Consider the following 15,807-nt stretch of genomic DNA (forward strand, 5'->3'; position numbering starts at 1 on the left):
CCCAAACCTGTTAAAGAACCCGGTGACGCTTAAATTCCTTCGAGCGGTCGAACAGATAACGATACGTGATGTGACGTTTACTGATTTTACCACCCAGCATTTTAGAAAACCGGATCATCCTGACGTTGAAGTCGCCGATCCAGTTCAGTTCCAGCGCGCTGAACTGGTGCTTTTTACCGCCCCACACCTCGCGCGACGGGTAAGCAATGGCAATAGCCGACTCGATGCCTTTCCCCTGAAAATCAGGCACAACACCGAAGATCAGGCCAAACGCCTTATTAGTAGGCTTGAACAGTTTATGGTACAGGAACGTGAGCTTGCCGCGCAGGTCCATTTTGCCATTTACGTGCTTGAAATACTGGTTCAGTTCGGGCAACATCACGAAAAACGCGACCGGCTGACGCGATGCCCCCTCGCCGTGGTAGCCAAACCAGATCAGGTTTTCTTCCATGACCGGTTTCATCTTGTTCATGAGCGACAGGGCTTTTTCGGCCGTCATGTCGGGCGTACCCAGAATTTTCGCCCAAGCCTTCGTGTAGATCTCAGCGAAATCGGCAGCGTACTGGGGCAGCTTGTTTTTCTGAATATACTCGAAGGTGTATTCCGGGTTGTCGAGGATGGCCTGTGCCCGGTCGAGCACTTTCTGCTGCATGCCGTTGGCCATCAATTCATCGTAGTGAATCGCCAGCGAAAACGTATGCTGCTGAAAGTAATCCCCAAAACCGTAATTTTCGAAGAATGGCACGTAATACGGCTTCGTGTAGGGCATGCCATAGTTCGGTTCTTTGTCGAACCCTTCGACCAAAAGCCCCCACCAGCGGTCGCGATCGCCGAAATTGATGGGGCCTTCCATCGCCTCCATACCCCGCTGCGCCAGCCAGTCGCGGCAGGCGTCGAACAGCCGGAAAGCCGCCGCCTCGTCATCGATACATTCAAAAAAGCCCATGCCGCCCGTGGGCTGGTCCCGCTCCGACTGCACCATTTTCTGGTTGACAAACGCCGCCACCCGGCCGATGGTCTGTCCGGCGGCGTCTTTCAAGAGCCAACGTACACACTCACCGCCGGCATCGAACAGTTTATTCCGTTTAGGATCAAATACGATCTCGATGTCATCATCCAGAGGCCTGATCCAGCAGGGGTCGTTTTTATAGAGCCGAACCGGCAATTGAAGAAATTCGGTATGAAGAGCCGCATCCTGGCCCACTTCTATCAGTTGCATCCTGTAAAAATAGTTCTCAGTTCTCAGTCTTCCGTTCTCAGTTATGCTGCTACACTACAGAATTAAGGGATGGCGAGAAAACAGAAGACAGAAAACTAAGGACTGAAGACTATTTTTGCTTCATGCAACCCCTATCGCTTTACAATACACTCTCCCGCCAGAAAGAACGGTTTGAACCCATCAGCGCTCCACACGTCGGTTTGTATGTGTGTGGGCCTACCGTTTACAACTACGTGCACCTCGGTAACCTTCGGACGTTTCTGACGTTCGACACGCTTTTCCGCTACCTGACGTTCATCGGCTACAAGGTCAGGTACGTTCGGAACATCACCGACGTGGGGCACTTGGTGGGCGACGGCGACGAAGGCGAAGATAAAATCGGGCGCATGGCTAAGCTGGAAAAAGTGGAGCCGATGGAAATTGTGCAGCGGTATACCAACAATTTCCACGACGTACTGCTTCAGTTCAACCTGCTGCCGCCAAGCATCGAGCCGACCGCGACGGGTCACATGATCGAGCAGATCGAAGCCGTTAAAGACCTGATCGATAAAGGGCTGGCTTACGAATCGAACGGGTCGGTGTATTTCGACATTGAAGCTTACAATCGGAATGGGGGCCAATACGGGAAATTGTCGGGCCGGATTCTGGACGATCTGCTAAACGAAACCCGCGAACTCGACGGCCAAAGCGAAAAGCGCAACCCGCTCGACTTTGCTATCTGGAAAAACGCCGCGCCGGAGCACCTGATGCGCTGGCCCTCGCCCTGGGGCATGGGGTTCCCCGGCTGGCACCTGGAGTGCACCTGCATGAGCACGAAGTACCTGGGTACGCAGTTCGACATTCACGGGGGCGGCATGGACCTTAAATTCCCGCACCACGAGTGCGAAATTGCGCAGGGGCATGGCCTCAACGACCACGACCCGGTACGTTACTGGATGCACTCCAACATGCTGACCGTCAATGGGCAGAAGATGAGTAAGTCGCTGGGCAACTCGTTTTTGCCGTCGGAGTTGATTTCGGGCAATCACCCGCTGCTCGACCAAGGCTATAGCCCGATGACAGTCCGGTTTTTCATGCTGCAATCGCATTACCGCAGTACGCTCGACTTCTCGAACGACGCCCTGAAAGCAGCGCAGAAAGGATACCGGCGACTGATCAACGGCCTGCGCTTGCTGAAAGCCATGACATTTGAGGCCGAAGCCGACGTGGCCATTGACCCAAAACAAGGCGACGAAATTGCCGGTTACCGGCAGTCGCTGTACGATGCACTCAACGACGACCTGAACACGGCTGTCGCCATTGGGCACCTGTTCAGCCTGCTGAAGAAAATCAATCAGCTCGACACCCATCAGCTCACGATGGGGCAGTTGGGTGAAGAGGCCTTCAATCAACTCAAGGACACGTTTGTGCAGTTTATCGAAGACGTGTTGGGCTTGCAGGAAGAACCCATTGGGTCGCCGCACCGGCCCACACCCGCCGCGATGATTACGGGCATGCTCGATCTGTACCGCGAATACAAAACCCAACGCCTTTACGACAAAGTGGATCAGGTACGTACCTACTTCAAAGCGCAGGGACTGGTGATCCGCGACATGAAACACCGCATCGACTGGGCCTACGAAGAGTAGCCTGACTTGTGTCACCTTATATTGAGCAAACCTGCACAGTTGATGTAGGTGTAAGCGTTAAGTAATCAGCCAGCAGCCGGTTGGCTACTTTTGTTCTTATGAAAAAAGCCTTTCTGGCCATCATGGCCTGTGCGTTGTTCGTTGCCGCCTGCGACGATAAGAAAAACCAGTCGTCGGAAGCGACCGAATCAGGATCAACCATGGTAGCCGCTCCTGCCTTTTCAGGTGACTCAGCCTATGCCTTCATTGAGCAACAACTGGCGTTCGGGCCGCGTGTGCCCAACACCCCTGCCCACGTGCGCGGCGGCGACTACATCGCGGCAAAGCTGAAAGCGTATGGTTGCGAGGTAACCGAGCAGCCGTTTACGGCGAAAGCCTGGGATGGTACCATCATCAAGGGTCGGAATATCATCGGTAGTATCAACCCGGCCGCAGCAAAGCGCATTCTGTTTTCGTCGCATTGGGATAGCCGCCCCCGCGCCGATAACGATAGCCTCGCCGCTAACCACACGAAGCCCGTGGCCGCCGCCAACGACGGCGCCAGTGGCGTAGCCGTTCTGCTCGAAATGGCCCGCACCATCCAACAGGCGAAAACCAAACCAACTGTAGGCATCGACCTGGTTTTCTTCGACGCCGAAGACTGGGGTGATGGCGATGAAGTTACCGGAGACCGCGAAGCGGCGAGCGGCGACTTCGACTACATCGGTTTCTGCCTAGGATCGCGGCATTGGGCTAAAAACCCGCACAAACCGGGTTACACGGCCTATTATGGCGTATTGCTCGACATGGTTGGGGCTAAAGGCGCTACCTTTATGAAGGAAGGCTATTCCATGCAATATGCGCCTAGCGTAGTACAAACCGTCTGGAATACAGCCAGTCAGCTAGGTTTTGGCCAATATTTTGTCGATGCCAATGGAGGCGCCATTACCGATGACCACATGGCTCCGAACTTGATCGCGAAAATTCCGATGATCGATATTATTCATACCAGTCAGGTAGGAGGTTTCTTCCCCGATTGGCACACTACTGAAGACGATATGCGCAACATCGACCGGGGTACGCTCAAAGCGGTTGGGCAAACGCTCATTCAGGTTGCTTATAACGAACAGCCTAATGCTGCCTAACATGAACCGGATCGCCTCTGCCATCGCCCTTTTGGCGGTTTGCCTGAGTTGCGCAGGGCCCGACAGCCTTGGCAAGCTCAACCTGAAAGCTTGGCGCAACGACCGGGGCGCCTGCAACGGGGTACGTCCCGGTCTGCTCAGCGACTTTATGGCGGTACGCGATCAGATCAAGGGCATTCACTCCAACGACTTGGGCAAAATGCTCGGCCGGCCCGACATCAACCAGATTACCGACCGTAACCAGAAACTGTACATTTATTACGTCGAGAAAGGCCCGCAGTGCGACGGCAACGTTGGGGCCAAATCAAACGCCAAAAGCGTCGCCTTGCGCGTCAACGCGGTTGGGTTGGTTTCGGAAGTAACCGTCCAGAACGGGATACCCTGAGCAAAGGCAGGCTTGCTCCTAATTAAAAGAGCCCACAGTTTGACGTGTCGTTTGCGGACAACACGCCAAGCTGTGGGCTCTTTTGCTTTTGCTTCAGTAATCCAGAGCTAGAGGTAAAACTTCTTCCGAACGATCATCTCCTCTACCACCTCGGGCACCATATAGCGGATAGGCCGGTTGGCTCGCACAGCCTCGCGGATAAACGTGGCCGAAATATCGAGTAACGGAGCCGTCACCAGGCGCACGTTAGGATGCTCCCGGAAGGGGCTAGCCGTAGCCACCACTCCGTTGCGCAGGGGGCGAGGGTACACATACAGCCCAAACTCGTCTAGTAGTCGTTCGTAGGCTTTCCAGTTGGCAAATTGGTCGAGGTTGTCTTCGCCCATAATCAGCCGAAAGGTGTGCTGCGGGAATTTCTCGCGCAGCCGATCCAGCGTATCGATCGTATAGCTGGGTTTGGGCATTGAAAACTCAATGTCGGTCGCCTTCAGCCTATTGTTATCGGCGATGGCCCGTTCTACCATATCGAGCCGGTCGAACTCGTGTAGCAGGCTTTTCGTCTTCTTAAACGGGTTTTGCGGCGACACCACAAACCATACCTGTTCCAGATCGGTCGTGTGGGCCATTGTGTTGGCGATAATCATGTGGCCAACGTGAATGGGGTTAAACGAGCCGAAGAAAAGACCAATCTGCATACGGAATCAGATTTCGGCCCCTTTAGCGGGCACTACGTTATTTTGCAGAAAATCGTCGACCAGTTTCTGCGCTTTGGCAAACGAGTCGTCAAGGGTGTCATTGACCAGCACCACATCGAACTGATTCTGAAACGACATCTCGAAGTGCACTTTAAAGAGCCGTTTCGAGAGGCTGTCTTCGGTTTCGGTGCCACGCCCGATGAGGCGCTGCCGAAGTGTTTCTTCGTTGGGCACTTTCACGAAAACAGCCAACGCCCGGTCGCCGTAATAGTTCTTCAGCTTGAGCCCCCCCTGCACGTCTACATCGAACAGAACATGCTTACCGCTAGCCCATACACGTTCGATCTCCGATTTAAGCGTACCGTAAAACGCGCCAACGTAAACCTCTTCCCATTCGACAAACTCACTGTTGTCGATCTTCTCTTTAAACTCGTCGGGCGTCAGGAAGTAATAGTCTTTCCCGTTTTGTTCGGCACGACCACGGCGGTCGCGCGTACAGGCCGAAATCGAGAATCCTAAATTATCATTGGTATTGAGCAGATGCCGGACGATAGTCGTCTTACCGGAGCCGGATGGCGCCGAAAAAATGATGAGTTTGCCTTCCAAAGGGATTGCTGTTTTGCGTGATCACTGATTTACTCAAGGTGGTCAGTCAGACAAAAGTACAAAAATCCGGTCAGCCGGGCTTAGCCTTCCCTCGATGCCAGGTACGTTGTAACACAACCTAACTATCTGTTTCGTTAAAAGCACCTTTTTGTTGCCTGACGAATACGGTAAATCAAAACTCAGGTCCATTGAGGCCACTTTTGAGCGAAAGGCATTCGCTTGCCCTATGCATCGTCGTAATGTTGTTGCTAAGCCAAACTGGTCGATTCGTATAAAGTTGATCACGCAACCAGTTGAGCGTCAATCCATCCTTCACCGTTAAACGCTGTTATGTCATGAATGCCCGACCCCTTCTCTTATCGACGGCTCTTTTGTTGAGCCTGATTTTTGGTTGCAAGAAATCGAGTGATCCCGCCGCCAATACCTCTTGTACACAAGCCAACGTTACCGAAAAGGCCAATGCTTATTCGGCGGCTGTGCAGGCATACGTTACCGCCCAAACCAACGCGAACTGCAAAGCGGTGGTCGCTGCGTATGACAATTATTTGGCTGTTGCCCAGAACTGCTCATTCGTAACTCAGGCCAGCGTTACTGCTATTCAGCAAGCCCGGGCCGATCTGGCTAAAAACTGCCAATAACGAGTTGGGTACGTTCGAAAAAGAAACGGGGTACGTTAAACAAATGCGTTTAACGTACCCCGTTTTGGTAATGTCTTTCTCCCGACTTAGCTGAACGCAGCGATACGGGTGCGGATATTTTCGATAATCTTCTCTGGACAGCACCGCTTTTCCATCCGGTTTTGTAAGAGTGCCTTTACCTCTTGTTCGAGATGATACATCTGAATGCAAGGCTGGCACGATTCTAAGTTACGCTGCAGACGGTCGAGGTCCTGTTCGTTTCCCGCTCCATCAAGTACCATTTGAATGAATTTCAAACAGTCGGCCTGGTGCTCGCACTCATGCTTCATACTCCTCGGGGCCTCCGACGGTGATTTGGGCAAAGACGTTTGCATTGGAAAAATTTTATTTATTCCAAGATTAGTTATATTGTCGTTGTTAGTCTAACCAAACTATGTATCGAAAAAGTTCTTATCAGTCGTCAAGATTTTCGTTATATCCCATTGAAGCCGCATAATCGCGCAGTTTCTCTTTCAATAGGTTACGAGCCCGGTGCAAGCGCGACCGAACCGTACCAATGGGAATGTCTAAAATCTTGGCCATCTCCTCATACGTGAATCCTTCGATGTCGCAGAGAATAATGACCGTCCGAAAATCGACGGGTAATGAGTTTAGGGCTGTAGCTACTTCATCACCAATCAGGTCCGACACTGTCTCGGCCCGCAGGTCGACTGTGTGTTCGGTTTCCGAGTCTTCCGAATTGTAGGTCGTCTCAACGTCGTGGTAGTCGACTTTGGCGGGTTCCTTACTTTTCTTCCGATAATCGTTGATGAAGCTATTCTTCAGGATTCTGAACAGCCATGCTTTGGCGTTGGTTCCCTGCTCAAATGAAGAGATGAACCGGAACGCCTTTAGATACGTGTCCTGCACGAGGTCGTTGGCATCGTCCTCGTCTGTTGTCAGGCGGAAGGCAAAATTGTACATGGAGTCGATGTGGGGCATGAACTCCTTGTTGAAAATTTGGTACTTCTGCTCTTCAGTGTATCCGCGAGTAGGCGAAGGTGTCGAGTCTGACATAGTTTCGGGCATTGTCGACATAAATGTAGGCGTTAAAGTCGGTTAGCCTCAACTGCCGCCAGTAAATTAACTATACCTTGGGGAGCGAGCTACACTGGCAGTTGCCAGTACTAGTGTACTGCAAAAACCAAACCTTTGTTCAAGAAAAAGCTTTATCGGTCAAAATGGCAGAACTAAACGATTTTCTGTTGTGTTTACTTCCGCCTTTGGTGTCAGGTACGTGTGTTGGCATAGCTTCTGCTTGCCCGACATGCCGTTAATTCCGGGTGAAGAACTGAATCAACACGATGCTCAGCGTGGTGAACAGCGCGCTCGCCAGCGTGCGTAACAGGCTGGGTAGCAGCAGCGAAATGCTGCCTGCCTCGATCAGGAACAGCACGCTGTGGTGAATCAGCACCAGCACAATGACATACTTGAAAAAGTCGGTAAAACCCAGTTCCTGCAACGTAAATACGACCCTCGATTCGAGCATTCGTTGCCCCATTTGTACGCGCACAATCAGTGGCCGCAGGTAGGCCATCAGCACCGTAGCGGCGGCGTGCATGCCCAGTGTATTATAAAATGTATCTACGATGATGCCAATTGCGAAAGCCAGCAGCAATAGTACTGTCTGACTTATTTCATTGGGCAGCAATAAGATACAGGCCACATACAGAAAACAGAAGCCATAGTCGAAGATAACCAGGTTCCGGACAATCAGAATCTGAAGCGTAAGGTAAAGCAGAAATAAGAGGCTGATCGTGATGATTTCGCGGAGCGTCATGAGAGAATGGCAGTAGGCGGAGCTGGCAGTTATCCGCGAAGGTAACGCAGACAGCCAATAGCTATTTTATCGTTACTTCTCGCTATCGATTTGTTTTTCAACCTGCGACTGCTGCTCGGCCTGTTTATTATCAACGACATAGACATAGAGCAGGCTGCTGAAATTCGTGGACAGCGCCACGCTGAGGTCGTGGAAAGGCTGCGTGGCCTGGGTACGTACCTCGCTGATCCGACCAATCAGGATACCCGGCGGAAACACGGAGTTGTATTCCGATGTCATCACCGAATCACCTTTACTGACAGTCTTGTTTCGCGAGATATCGACCAGCGTCATGCGGGTTGGATCGATACCAGGCCAACGGGCAGTGCCAATTTCTTCGGCCTTCACCAGTCTGGCCGACACTCTAAATTCGGAATGCAGAATTGAGGTAACAACGGAGTAATGTTCGTTGCAGAATCGTACCCGGCCCACAATCCCCGTTGGCGAAATAACGCCCATACCGGGCCGAATGCCGTCGGCTGTGCCTTTGTCTATGGTTAGCGTATTGTTAGCCAGCGTGGTGGTGTTATTGATCACTTTGGCCACCGTAAACTGAAACCGGTTGGCAAACAATGAGTCGGCTTTATAAGCTGTCGGGGCCACCGGGCTGCCTTGCTGACGTTGTGTCAGTTGAGTTAACAGTTGCTTGTTTTCAGCTGCCAGATCCGCGTTTACCTGCCGCAGGTTGGTGTATTCACGAGCCGAGTTTGACCACGCCAACATTTGCGCCGCGTACCGGTTGGATGTATTGAAAAAGCTCGCGCTCCAGTAATTATTCGTGTTTACCACGAAGTAAAAGCACAGTACTTCGAGCAACACAAACAGAATGAAGTTGCGGCTCTGGGCAATAAAGGCAAAGAGTTGTTCCACGCGGCGGAAGGTGGGTATACCTGTAGAGACCGGTCCCGTTCGGGCGCGACGGATTGCCGCTGCGCCCGAACGGGACCGGTCTCTACGTGTGTGGGCTACTTATGAGATCAGCACCGACTTGTACATGTCGAGGTTTTTGATCACCTCACCCGTGCCTTTCACAACGGCCTTAAGCGGATCATCGGCCACGTGGATCGGCAGTTTAGTTTTCGTTGCCAGACGCTTGTCGAGACCGTGCAGCAGTGCCCCGCCACCCGTCAGGTGAATACCGTTGGTGTAGATATCGGCCGATAGCTCGGGCGGCGATACCTCCAGGGCTTTCATTACGGCCTCTTCAATCTTCGAAATCGACTTGTCGAGCGCGTAAGCGATCTCGCTGTAGGTTACTTTAATCTCTTTAGGAATACCCGTCATCAAGTCACGACCCCGGATTTCGTAATCGGTGGGCGGGTTGTCGAGTTCGGGCAGGGCCGAGCCAACTTCCATCTTGATCTGCTCAGCCGACCGTTCACCGATGAGCAGGTTGTGCTCGCGGCGCATGTAATCGACAATGTCGCGGGTAAACACGTCACCGGCAATCCGGATCGACTGCTCACAAACGATACCCGACAGGGCGATAACCGCGATTTCGGTAGTACCACCCCCAATGTCCACGATCATGGTGCCGTTGGGTTGGGTAATATCAATACCGATACCGATAGCTGCGGCAATCGGCTCGTGCACCATGTATACTTCCTTGGCGCCTGCGTGTTCGGCGGAATCTTTGACAGCCCGTTTTTCTACCTCCGTAATGCCCGACGGAATACAAATGACCATACGGTGCGACGGCGAAAACAGCCGATTGCCCGATTCGATCATCTTGATCAGCCCCCGGATCATCAGCTCGGCAGCCGTAAAGTCGGCGATTACGCCATCCTTCAGCGGGCGGATGGTCTTGATGTTTTCGTTGGTCTTTTCGTGCATCTGCATCGCCTTATGCCCAATAGCCAGCACTTTCCCGCTGACTTTGTCCATAGCGATGATCGACGGTTCGTCTACTACGATCCGGTCTTTGTGAATAATGAGGGTATTAGCCGTCCCCAAATCAATGGCAATATCGCTGGTCAGAAAATTAAAAAGTCCCATTTCAGGCTGGTTACGTATATAAGCAGAGCTTGCGTGTTGGGGTCACTGGTCATTAGTCATGGACAATCTGTAACTCGTGTAAGCAACCAATAATCGATGACTAATGACTAATGACCGATTGCTATGACAAAAGTAGGGATAATTAAATAGAACTTTAGCCCACTGCCTGAATGGACTTTTCTTTTTGTCCGTGAGCGTTAGCGAATTAGAGGCTCTTGAGGAACTCACAGCCTGCCCTAAAAATACCAAACCCGCCCCAACACAAGGTTAGAGCGGGTTTAGCGAGTTCGATGCAGTGAACGATTACTTTTGAGTAGCAGCGTTTTTCTGATCCTGAACTTCAGCGCGGATCTGCTGGGCCATCGTTTTCAAGTCCTGCATGCCTTTCCGTACGCGAGTTCCGGCGGCCTGGTTCTTTTTATCGTAGAATTTATCAAAGTCTCCTTCTAGCGACATAACCAGGTTTTTAATCTCCTCAAAGCGTGTCATACGATTGGGGTTTAAGTGTGAAAAAGTGCTTAAATACGCTAAAAACGCGCATTTCGGCGGAAATATAGCTATTCTGACATACACAACAAGAGGCACGTCAAAAAAATAACCGAATAATCCTACTTAAACCCCAATACCTTACTCAGCGGCAGTCTCCGTGACGGCCGATTCGGCCATTGCAGTCAATCCAGAGGGTTTTTCCTGCACGTAGAAGCCATTTTCGATCTTATCGGAGATGGCGCTGAAGGTGTTCAGCGTATACTCGACATCTTCCAGCGTGTGAGCCGCCGTCGGGATGATCCGCAACATGATTACCTCTTTCGGTACAACCGGGTATACGACAATTGAGCAGAAGACCCCATAGTTTTCACGCAGGTCTTTGATCATGTTAGCCGCCGCTACGACCCCGCCGTTGTTCTGCATCAGTACGGGCGTAACGGGCGATGTGGTTTCGCCGATGTTGAAGCCCCGCTCGCGCAGACCGTTTTGCAGCGCACGCACGTTTTCCCACAGCTTCTCGCGCAGTTCGGGGTGTTTCTTAATCAGCTCCAGTCGCTTCATGCAACCTACTACAAACGGCATCGGCAAGGCCTTGGCGTAGGTCTGCGAACGCATGTTGTATTTGAGGTACATGATGATGTCGTGGTCGGCTGCGACAAAGGCACCGATCGCTGCCATTGACTTGGCAAACGTCGAGAAATAAATATCGATACCGTCCTGGCAGTTGAGCAGTTCGCCTACGCCTGCGCCCGTGGGGCCCATCGTACCGAAGCCGTGGGCGTCGTCGACCAGCAGGCGGAAGTTGTATTTTTCTTTGAGCGCGACAATCTGATCCAGGCTACCAACTTTACCCGACATGCCGAACACACCTTCGGTGATCACGAGAATACCACCGCCTTTTTCGGCAGCTTTCTTCGTGGCCCGCTGAAGGTTTTTCTCCAGGCTAGCCATGTCGTTGTGGTTGAATTTGTAGTACTCACCCATCTTGGCCTTATGCAGCCGTATACCGTCGATCAGGCAGGCGTGCGATTCCGCATCGTAAACGATCACATCCCGGTGATCGACGAGCGCTTCAATCGCCGACATGACGCCCTGGTAACCGTAGTTGAGCAGGAAGGCATCTTCCTTACCCACAAACTCAGCCAGGTCTTTTTCCAGTTGCTCGTGCAGTTCGCTGTTGCCCGACATCATGCGGGCGCCCATCGGATAGGCTAACCCCCAGTCGGCAGCGGCTTGCGCGTCGGCTTCACGCACTTCGGGATGATTGGCCAGGCCCAAATAGTTATTCAGGCTCCAGTTGAGCATCTTCTTACCGTTGAAGGTCATGTGCGGCCCTAATTCACCCGTCAGACGCGGAAACGCGAAATAGTGGTGACCGTTATACTCGCGTGCTGCGCCGCCGATAGGACCAAGATTGGTTCGTAGCTTCTCAAATAAATCCACTTTATATTGCCGTTTTAAGCCTTAATGGCTTGTTTTTAACATGTTTAGTGCAAAAATACATAAATTAAGAATTAAGAATAAAGAATTAAGGAAACAGAGTACGCGCTACGTAGTCCAGAACGTAACATTCGGCTACAGTCAAGTCCTTCCACGCTTACTTTTTAATGCTTAATTAAGCGTAGGGTGTTTTTTGTGCCAGTCGGTGGCGTCCTGGTAGGCTTTGGCTACGGCGAGTATCTGCCCTTCGGCAAAAAGCTGTCCATTGAAGGTAATGCTCGTTGGCGTTTTTGCGGCATTAAACCCGTTGGGTAACACTACGCACGGATGCCCCGTGAGGTTAGTGAGTGTCAAATTACCACCGGCATAGGTTGGCGTGACATACACATCGACCTTCGCTTTTTTGAGCACATCGTACATTTGGTTGATAAGCTGGGTACGTATGCGGTTAGCCTGCACGTACTCGATCGCCGGAATAAACCGCGCCGACCGGAACTCGTTGGGCCAGGCGGCTTTCATTTGCCGCACCATCTGATCGTCGCGACCCGAGCGGGTGAGCTCGTCAAATGCAGCCCCACCTTCCACACCGATAATGAGCGAAAGCGCGCCGTAGCGGAACGGCGGCAACTCAATAGGCACGAGCGTAGCTCCCAGCTTGCGGAGAGTTTCGAGCGTAGCTTGGTCGTTGGCTTTGTTCGGATACTCGCTGTCGAATGCTTTTTGTACAATACCCACCCGCACGCCTTTGAGCGATGGCAGCGCCGCGTATTTAAATGGCGTTTTTAGTACGGTGGGATCGAAGCCATCGGGGCCCTGAATAGCCCGGAAAACCAGTGCGCAGTCTTCAACACTCCGCGTCATAGGGCCAATCTTGTCCATCGACCAGGCCAGTGCCATAGCCCCGTGCCGACTGACCCGCCCAAACGTGGGGCGCAGCCCCGTGACGCCGCAGACCGTCGAAGGTGACACGATGGAGCCCAGTGTTTCGGTGCCGATGGCGAAGGGCAGTAAGCCAGCCGATACCGTACTGCCCGAGCCCGCCGAGGAGCCGCTCGAGCCGGTTTCGGGTTTCCAGGGGTTGCGGCTCATCCCTCCAAACCAAACGTCGCCCCAGGCCAATTCGCCAACGGCCAGTTTGGCACACAGCACGGCTCCCGCTTCTTCAAGACGTTTGACGACCGTGGCGTCGTAGTCTAGTTTCTGGTCTTTGTACGGCACCGAACCCCAGGTCGTTTTGTAGCCGCGGCGGGCCAGCAAATCTTTGGCACCGTAGGGAATGCCGTGCAAGGCCCCCCGGTACTTTCCTGCTTTCAGTTCGGCATCGGCGCGGCGAGCCTGTTCAATCGCCAGTTCTTCAGTGAGCGTAATCACATTGAACAGGCGCGGCCCATAGGTTTTGAGCCGGTTCAGGAAAAAACGAGTCAATTCTTCCGACGAGATTTGCCGGGTACGTATCAGTTCACCCAATTGCGCGACGGTGTAAAAAGCCAACTCGTCGCGATTAGCCGGCAGACGTATCTGACCCACCACCGACGCCGCAAACGAATCGGCCCCCTGCGGCAGTTGGAAGCCCGTTGGCAACGGATTGAAATAGAGCGCCGGGGCCACATCATTTTTCAGATCGACCGCCCGAATGGTTTCGAAGTCTTTGCGCTGATCGTTGAGGTTGTCGAGCATCGAATCGCGCTCGGCCTGTGTAAATGGAATCCCAAATACCCGCGAGGCAACGTCGGCCATTTCGGCCGTGAGGGGCTGAGCGGGGTCGTCGTGATGGTTGAAGAACGCGCCAGCCGCAAAGGAGACAGCGCAGAGTGTGATGAAACGTAACGATTTATGCATACCGCAATATCGGCAATTGACCGATTGAATCGTTGGGCTACATGCGCTTCGTCCCACCTCTTTTTAAGCCAGTTATAGCCTTACTGCCCTTTAAACTGACAAGCCCCAACTGGCGGGGCCAGTCGGGGCTTGCATGATACTCCAATCCTTCCGGTTTACTTCACCGTCATGGCTAGCTTCACGGCTTCGGCAGCGTTGACGATACCGCCCGAAATGCTAAGGGTGCTGAAAGGGGCCATCCGGTTGGTACCTGGCACGCGCACCATAACATCAGGCTTGTAAGCGCTCTTCATCAAGATCTCCTTCACCTGCACGGCGGTCAGTTTGGGGAAATACGACCGAAGCAGTGCCGCGACCCCCGCTACGCACGGAGCAGCCATACTCGTGCCAGTCAGGCTCTGGTAGGCGTTGTGCGGCGTGGTGGCATCGATGTCGGTGCCGGGGGCAAACAAGTCGACACTCGTCTGGCCGTAGTTCGACGACGACGCGGGCAGGCCCGAATCCATCCGGCGGGTCGAATTCCCCACCGTGATATAATTTTTCGCCAGTTGACCATCTTCATACTGCGGCCGTGGGTACGTTGGCAGCGAATCCACATTCTCGGCGTTGTTGCCGGCCGCATGCACCAGCAATACATCTTTTGATTCGGCATAGCGGATGGCCGCATCGACAGCGTCTTTGTAGGGCGAGAAACGCTTGCCGAAGCTCATGTTGATCACTTTGGCCCCATTGTCGACCGCATACCGGATGCCGTTGGCCACGTCTTTGTCGCGCTCATCGCCACCGCTGGGCACCACGCCGACCATCATCAGGCGGACGTTATCAGCCACGCCATCGACGCCGACGTTATTGCCCCGCTTAGCGCCAATGATGCCTGCTACGTGGGTTCCGTGCATGGCCAGTTCTTCCGAGCTACCAATAACCAGTTTCGGGCTGCCGTAGTACCGCTCGCTTGGGTCGTCGGGGTTGTCACCTACGGCTTTACGACCGTTTTTGGCCGTAGCGACTTCTTTCTCGTGCTTGTCGATTTCGCCTTCGAGCAACGGTTTCAGGCGTGAGTACACCAGTTTCAGGCGGTCGCCCATGTTCTGGAACGTACCAAACTGCGCCATGAATAGTTCGCTCATAAACGACCGGGCCCCAAGGGCAGCAGAGTCTTTGCCTACCTCGGCGCTGGCGATGCTTTCGGCCGAAAAGGGTTTATCCTTCACCGCCTGAATTACCTGATCGATACCCGCCTCGTAGCGGGTCTGATCCCGAATGACATAGCGCCAGTAAGCAAACCGGGAGTCGGCCTCGCCAACCCGGGCTTTGGCTTTCTGGTAAATATCATATTGCTTTTGTTGTGCAGGCGAGAGTTTAGTCCGGTCGGCATTGCCATACTTGGGTTCCCAGAGCGTGATGATCTGCGTCACCTCATCCTGATCGGCTTCGTAGGTCGTGCCATCTTTCGCCCCCATGAAATTCCAGCCGTTCAGATCATCAACGTACCCGTTTTTATCGTCGTCGGCGTTGTTGCCCGGCTTTTCGTTTGGGTTTACCCAAACCACGTCGCGCAGGTCTTCGTGGGCTATATCAATACCCGAATCGACCACCCCAACCGTAACGGGCACCGATTTGCGGCCCTTCAGTAGTTGGTAGGCTTTGTCGAGGCTGATACCGGGGATCGAGTCAGTAGCGGGGTCTTTGTAAGACCATTGATCAAATTGGCCTTGTGGTCTCACAACCATCGATTGGGCCAGAGCTTGTGTGGCAATGCCAAGGCCAGCGCAAACGGCCATTGCCAGGGGCCGAATCCAATACGTTTTCTGTCTCATTACCGTAAATAACGCAAACGCCCCCCGTTTCTGCACACCCGTTTTTGTTATAAAATCAAAAAAGACGGACTTAA

At 53.0% G+C, this 15,807-nt stretch carries 15 protein-coding genes; 4 read left to right on the forward strand and 11 right to left on the reverse strand.

All coding sequences use genetic code 11. The features are described from left to right. Positions 1 to 10: 10 nt before the first annotated feature. The gene (locus ACAW74_RS12485) at positions 11 to 1,219 is read right to left on the reverse strand and encodes a hypothetical protein (RefSeq protein ID WP_370698537.1); all 1,209 of its coding nucleotides are present in this window, start codon (positions 1,217 to 1,219) and stop codon (positions 11 to 13) included. 122 nt (positions 1,220 to 1,341) lie between these two features. Here ACAW74_RS12485 and cysS point away from each other — a divergent pair, with 122 nt between their 5' ends. The 3 genes from cysS (at position 1,342) to ACAW74_RS12500 (ending at position 4,356) form a co-directional block, all read left to right on the forward strand. After that, on the forward strand, positions 1,342 to 2,847 hold the full coding sequence (gene cysS / locus ACAW74_RS12490; RefSeq protein ID WP_370698538.1) for a cysteine--tRNA ligase: 1,506 nt from the start codon (positions 1,342 to 1,344) through the stop codon (positions 2,845 to 2,847). Positions 2,848 to 2,945: 98 nt separating this feature from the next. Continuing rightward, the gene (locus ACAW74_RS12495) at positions 2,946 to 3,971 is read left to right on the forward strand and encodes a M28 family peptidase (protein ID WP_370698539.1); all 1,026 of its coding nucleotides are present in this window, start codon (positions 2,946 to 2,948) and stop codon (positions 3,969 to 3,971) included. Then, entirely contained in the window at positions 3,961 to 4,356 is a 396-nt protein-coding gene (locus ACAW74_RS12500; protein WP_370698540.1) for a hypothetical protein, read from the forward strand. The genes ACAW74_RS12495 and ACAW74_RS12500 overlap by 11 nt, the downstream gene beginning before the upstream one ends. Positions 4,357 to 4,463: 107 nt before the next feature. On the opposite strand, the gene nadD is transcribed toward ACAW74_RS12500, so the two are convergent. Continuing rightward, entirely contained in the window at positions 4,464 to 5,051 is a 588-nt protein-coding gene (gene nadD / locus ACAW74_RS12505; RefSeq protein ID WP_370698541.1) for a nicotinate (nicotinamide) nucleotide adenylyltransferase, read from the reverse strand. A 6-nt stretch (positions 5,052 to 5,057) separates the two neighbouring features. Next, positions 5,058 to 5,657: a guanylate kinase gene (gene gmk, locus ACAW74_RS12510; RefSeq protein WP_370698542.1), complete on the reverse strand. Its 600-nt coding sequence runs from the start codon at positions 5,655 to 5,657 to the stop codon at positions 5,058 to 5,060. Between the two features lie 335 nt (positions 5,658 to 5,992). Between gmk and ACAW74_RS12515 the strand changes: the two genes are divergently transcribed. Next, complete coding sequence (locus ACAW74_RS12515; protein WP_370698543.1) at positions 5,993 to 6,295, forward strand: hypothetical protein; 303 nt, start codon at positions 5,993 to 5,995, stop codon at positions 6,293 to 6,295. A 453-nt stretch (positions 6,296 to 6,748) separates the two neighbouring features. Here the strand turns inward: ACAW74_RS12515 and ACAW74_RS12520 are convergent, their stop codons facing one another. The 8 genes from ACAW74_RS12520 to ACAW74_RS12555 all read right to left on the reverse strand — a co-directional run bounded on the left by ACAW74_RS12520 (position 6,749) and on the right by ACAW74_RS12555 (position 15,733). Beyond that, positions 6,749 to 7,372: a sigma-70 family RNA polymerase sigma factor gene (locus tag ACAW74_RS12520; RefSeq protein ID WP_015334090.1), complete on the reverse strand. Its 624-nt coding sequence runs from the start codon at positions 7,370 to 7,372 to the stop codon at positions 6,749 to 6,751. 235 nt (positions 7,373 to 7,607) lie between these two features. After that, on the reverse strand, positions 7,608 to 8,114 hold the full coding sequence (locus tag ACAW74_RS12525; protein WP_370698544.1) for a hypothetical protein: 507 nt from the start codon (positions 8,112 to 8,114) through the stop codon (positions 7,608 to 7,610). A 72-nt stretch (positions 8,115 to 8,186) separates the two neighbouring features. Next, complete coding sequence (gene mreC / locus ACAW74_RS12530; protein WP_370698545.1) at positions 8,187 to 9,023, reverse strand: rod shape-determining protein MreC; 837 nt, start codon at positions 9,021 to 9,023, stop codon at positions 8,187 to 8,189. A gap of 99 nt (positions 9,024 to 9,122) precedes the next feature. Further along, positions 9,123 to 10,148: a rod shape-determining protein gene (locus tag ACAW74_RS12535; RefSeq protein WP_015334093.1), complete on the reverse strand. Its 1,026-nt coding sequence runs from the start codon at positions 10,146 to 10,148 to the stop codon at positions 9,123 to 9,125. A 303-nt stretch (positions 10,149 to 10,451) separates the two neighbouring features. Beyond that, positions 10,452 to 10,637, reverse strand: a complete 186-nt coding sequence (locus ACAW74_RS12540) for a BF3379 family histone-like protein (RefSeq protein WP_015334094.1) — start codon at positions 10,635 to 10,637, stop codon at positions 10,452 to 10,454. Between the two features lie 138 nt (positions 10,638 to 10,775). Then, entirely contained in the window at positions 10,776 to 12,080 is a 1,305-nt protein-coding gene (locus tag ACAW74_RS12545; protein ID WP_370698546.1) for an aminotransferase class I/II-fold pyridoxal phosphate-dependent enzyme, read from the reverse strand. 168 nt (positions 12,081 to 12,248) lie between these two features. After that, positions 12,249 to 13,916, reverse strand: coding sequence for an amidase (locus ACAW74_RS12550; protein ID WP_370698547.1), 1,668 nt, complete (start codon positions 13,914 to 13,916; stop codon positions 12,249 to 12,251). Positions 13,917 to 14,071: 155 nt separating this feature from the next. Then, positions 14,072 to 15,733: a S8 family serine peptidase gene (locus ACAW74_RS12555; protein WP_370698548.1), complete on the reverse strand. Its 1,662-nt coding sequence runs from the start codon at positions 15,731 to 15,733 to the stop codon at positions 14,072 to 14,074. Positions 15,734 to 15,807: the final 74 nt, after the last annotated feature.

It is taken from the genome of Fibrella musci, assembly GCF_041321105.1.
GTDB classification, from domain to species: domain Bacteria; phylum Bacteroidota; class Bacteroidia; order Cytophagales; family Spirosomataceae; genus Fibrella; species Fibrella musci.

Bases quoted from the DNA above. Each gene is read 5' to 3' on its own strand.
- ACAW74_RS12485 (WP_370698537.1), bottom strand. From the start codon at position 1,219: ATGCAACTGATAGAAGTGGGCCAGGATGCGGCTCTTCATACCGAATTT.
- ACAW74_RS12500 (WP_370698540.1), top strand. From the start codon at position 3,961: ATGCTGCCTAACATGAACCGGATCGCCTCTGCCATCGCCCTTTTGGCG.
- ACAW74_RS12550 (WP_370698547.1), bottom strand. From the start codon at position 13,916: ATGCATAAATCGTTACGTTTCATCACACTCTGCGCTGTCTCCTTTGCG.
- ACAW74_RS12520 (WP_015334090.1), bottom strand. From the start codon at position 7,372: ATGTCGACAATGCCCGAAACTATGTCAGACTCGACACCTTCGCCTACT.
- ACAW74_RS12555 (WP_370698548.1), bottom strand. From the start codon at position 15,733: ATGAGACAGAAAACGTATTGGATTCGGCCCCTGGCAATGGCCGTTTGC.
- ACAW74_RS12540 (WP_015334094.1), bottom strand. From the start codon at position 10,637: ATGACACGCTTTGAGGAGATTAAAAACCTGGTTATGTCGCTAGAAGGA.
- ACAW74_RS12495 (WP_370698539.1), top strand. From the start codon at position 2,946: ATGAAAAAAGCCTTTCTGGCCATCATGGCCTGTGCGTTGTTCGTTGCC.
- ACAW74_RS12525 (WP_370698544.1), bottom strand. From the start codon at position 8,114: ATGACGCTCCGCGAAATCATCACGATCAGCCTCTTATTTCTGCTTTAC.
- nadD (WP_370698541.1), bottom strand. From the start codon at position 5,051: ATGCAGATTGGTCTTTTCTTCGGCTCGTTTAACCCCATTCACGTTGGC.
- cysS (WP_370698538.1), top strand. From the start codon at position 1,342: ATGCAACCCCTATCGCTTTACAATACACTCTCCCGCCAGAAAGAACGG.
- ACAW74_RS12535 (WP_015334093.1), bottom strand. From the start codon at position 10,148: ATGGGACTTTTTAATTTTCTGACCAGCGATATTGCCATTGATTTGGGG.
- ACAW74_RS12515 (WP_370698543.1), top strand. From the start codon at position 5,993: ATGAATGCCCGACCCCTTCTCTTATCGACGGCTCTTTTGTTGAGCCTG.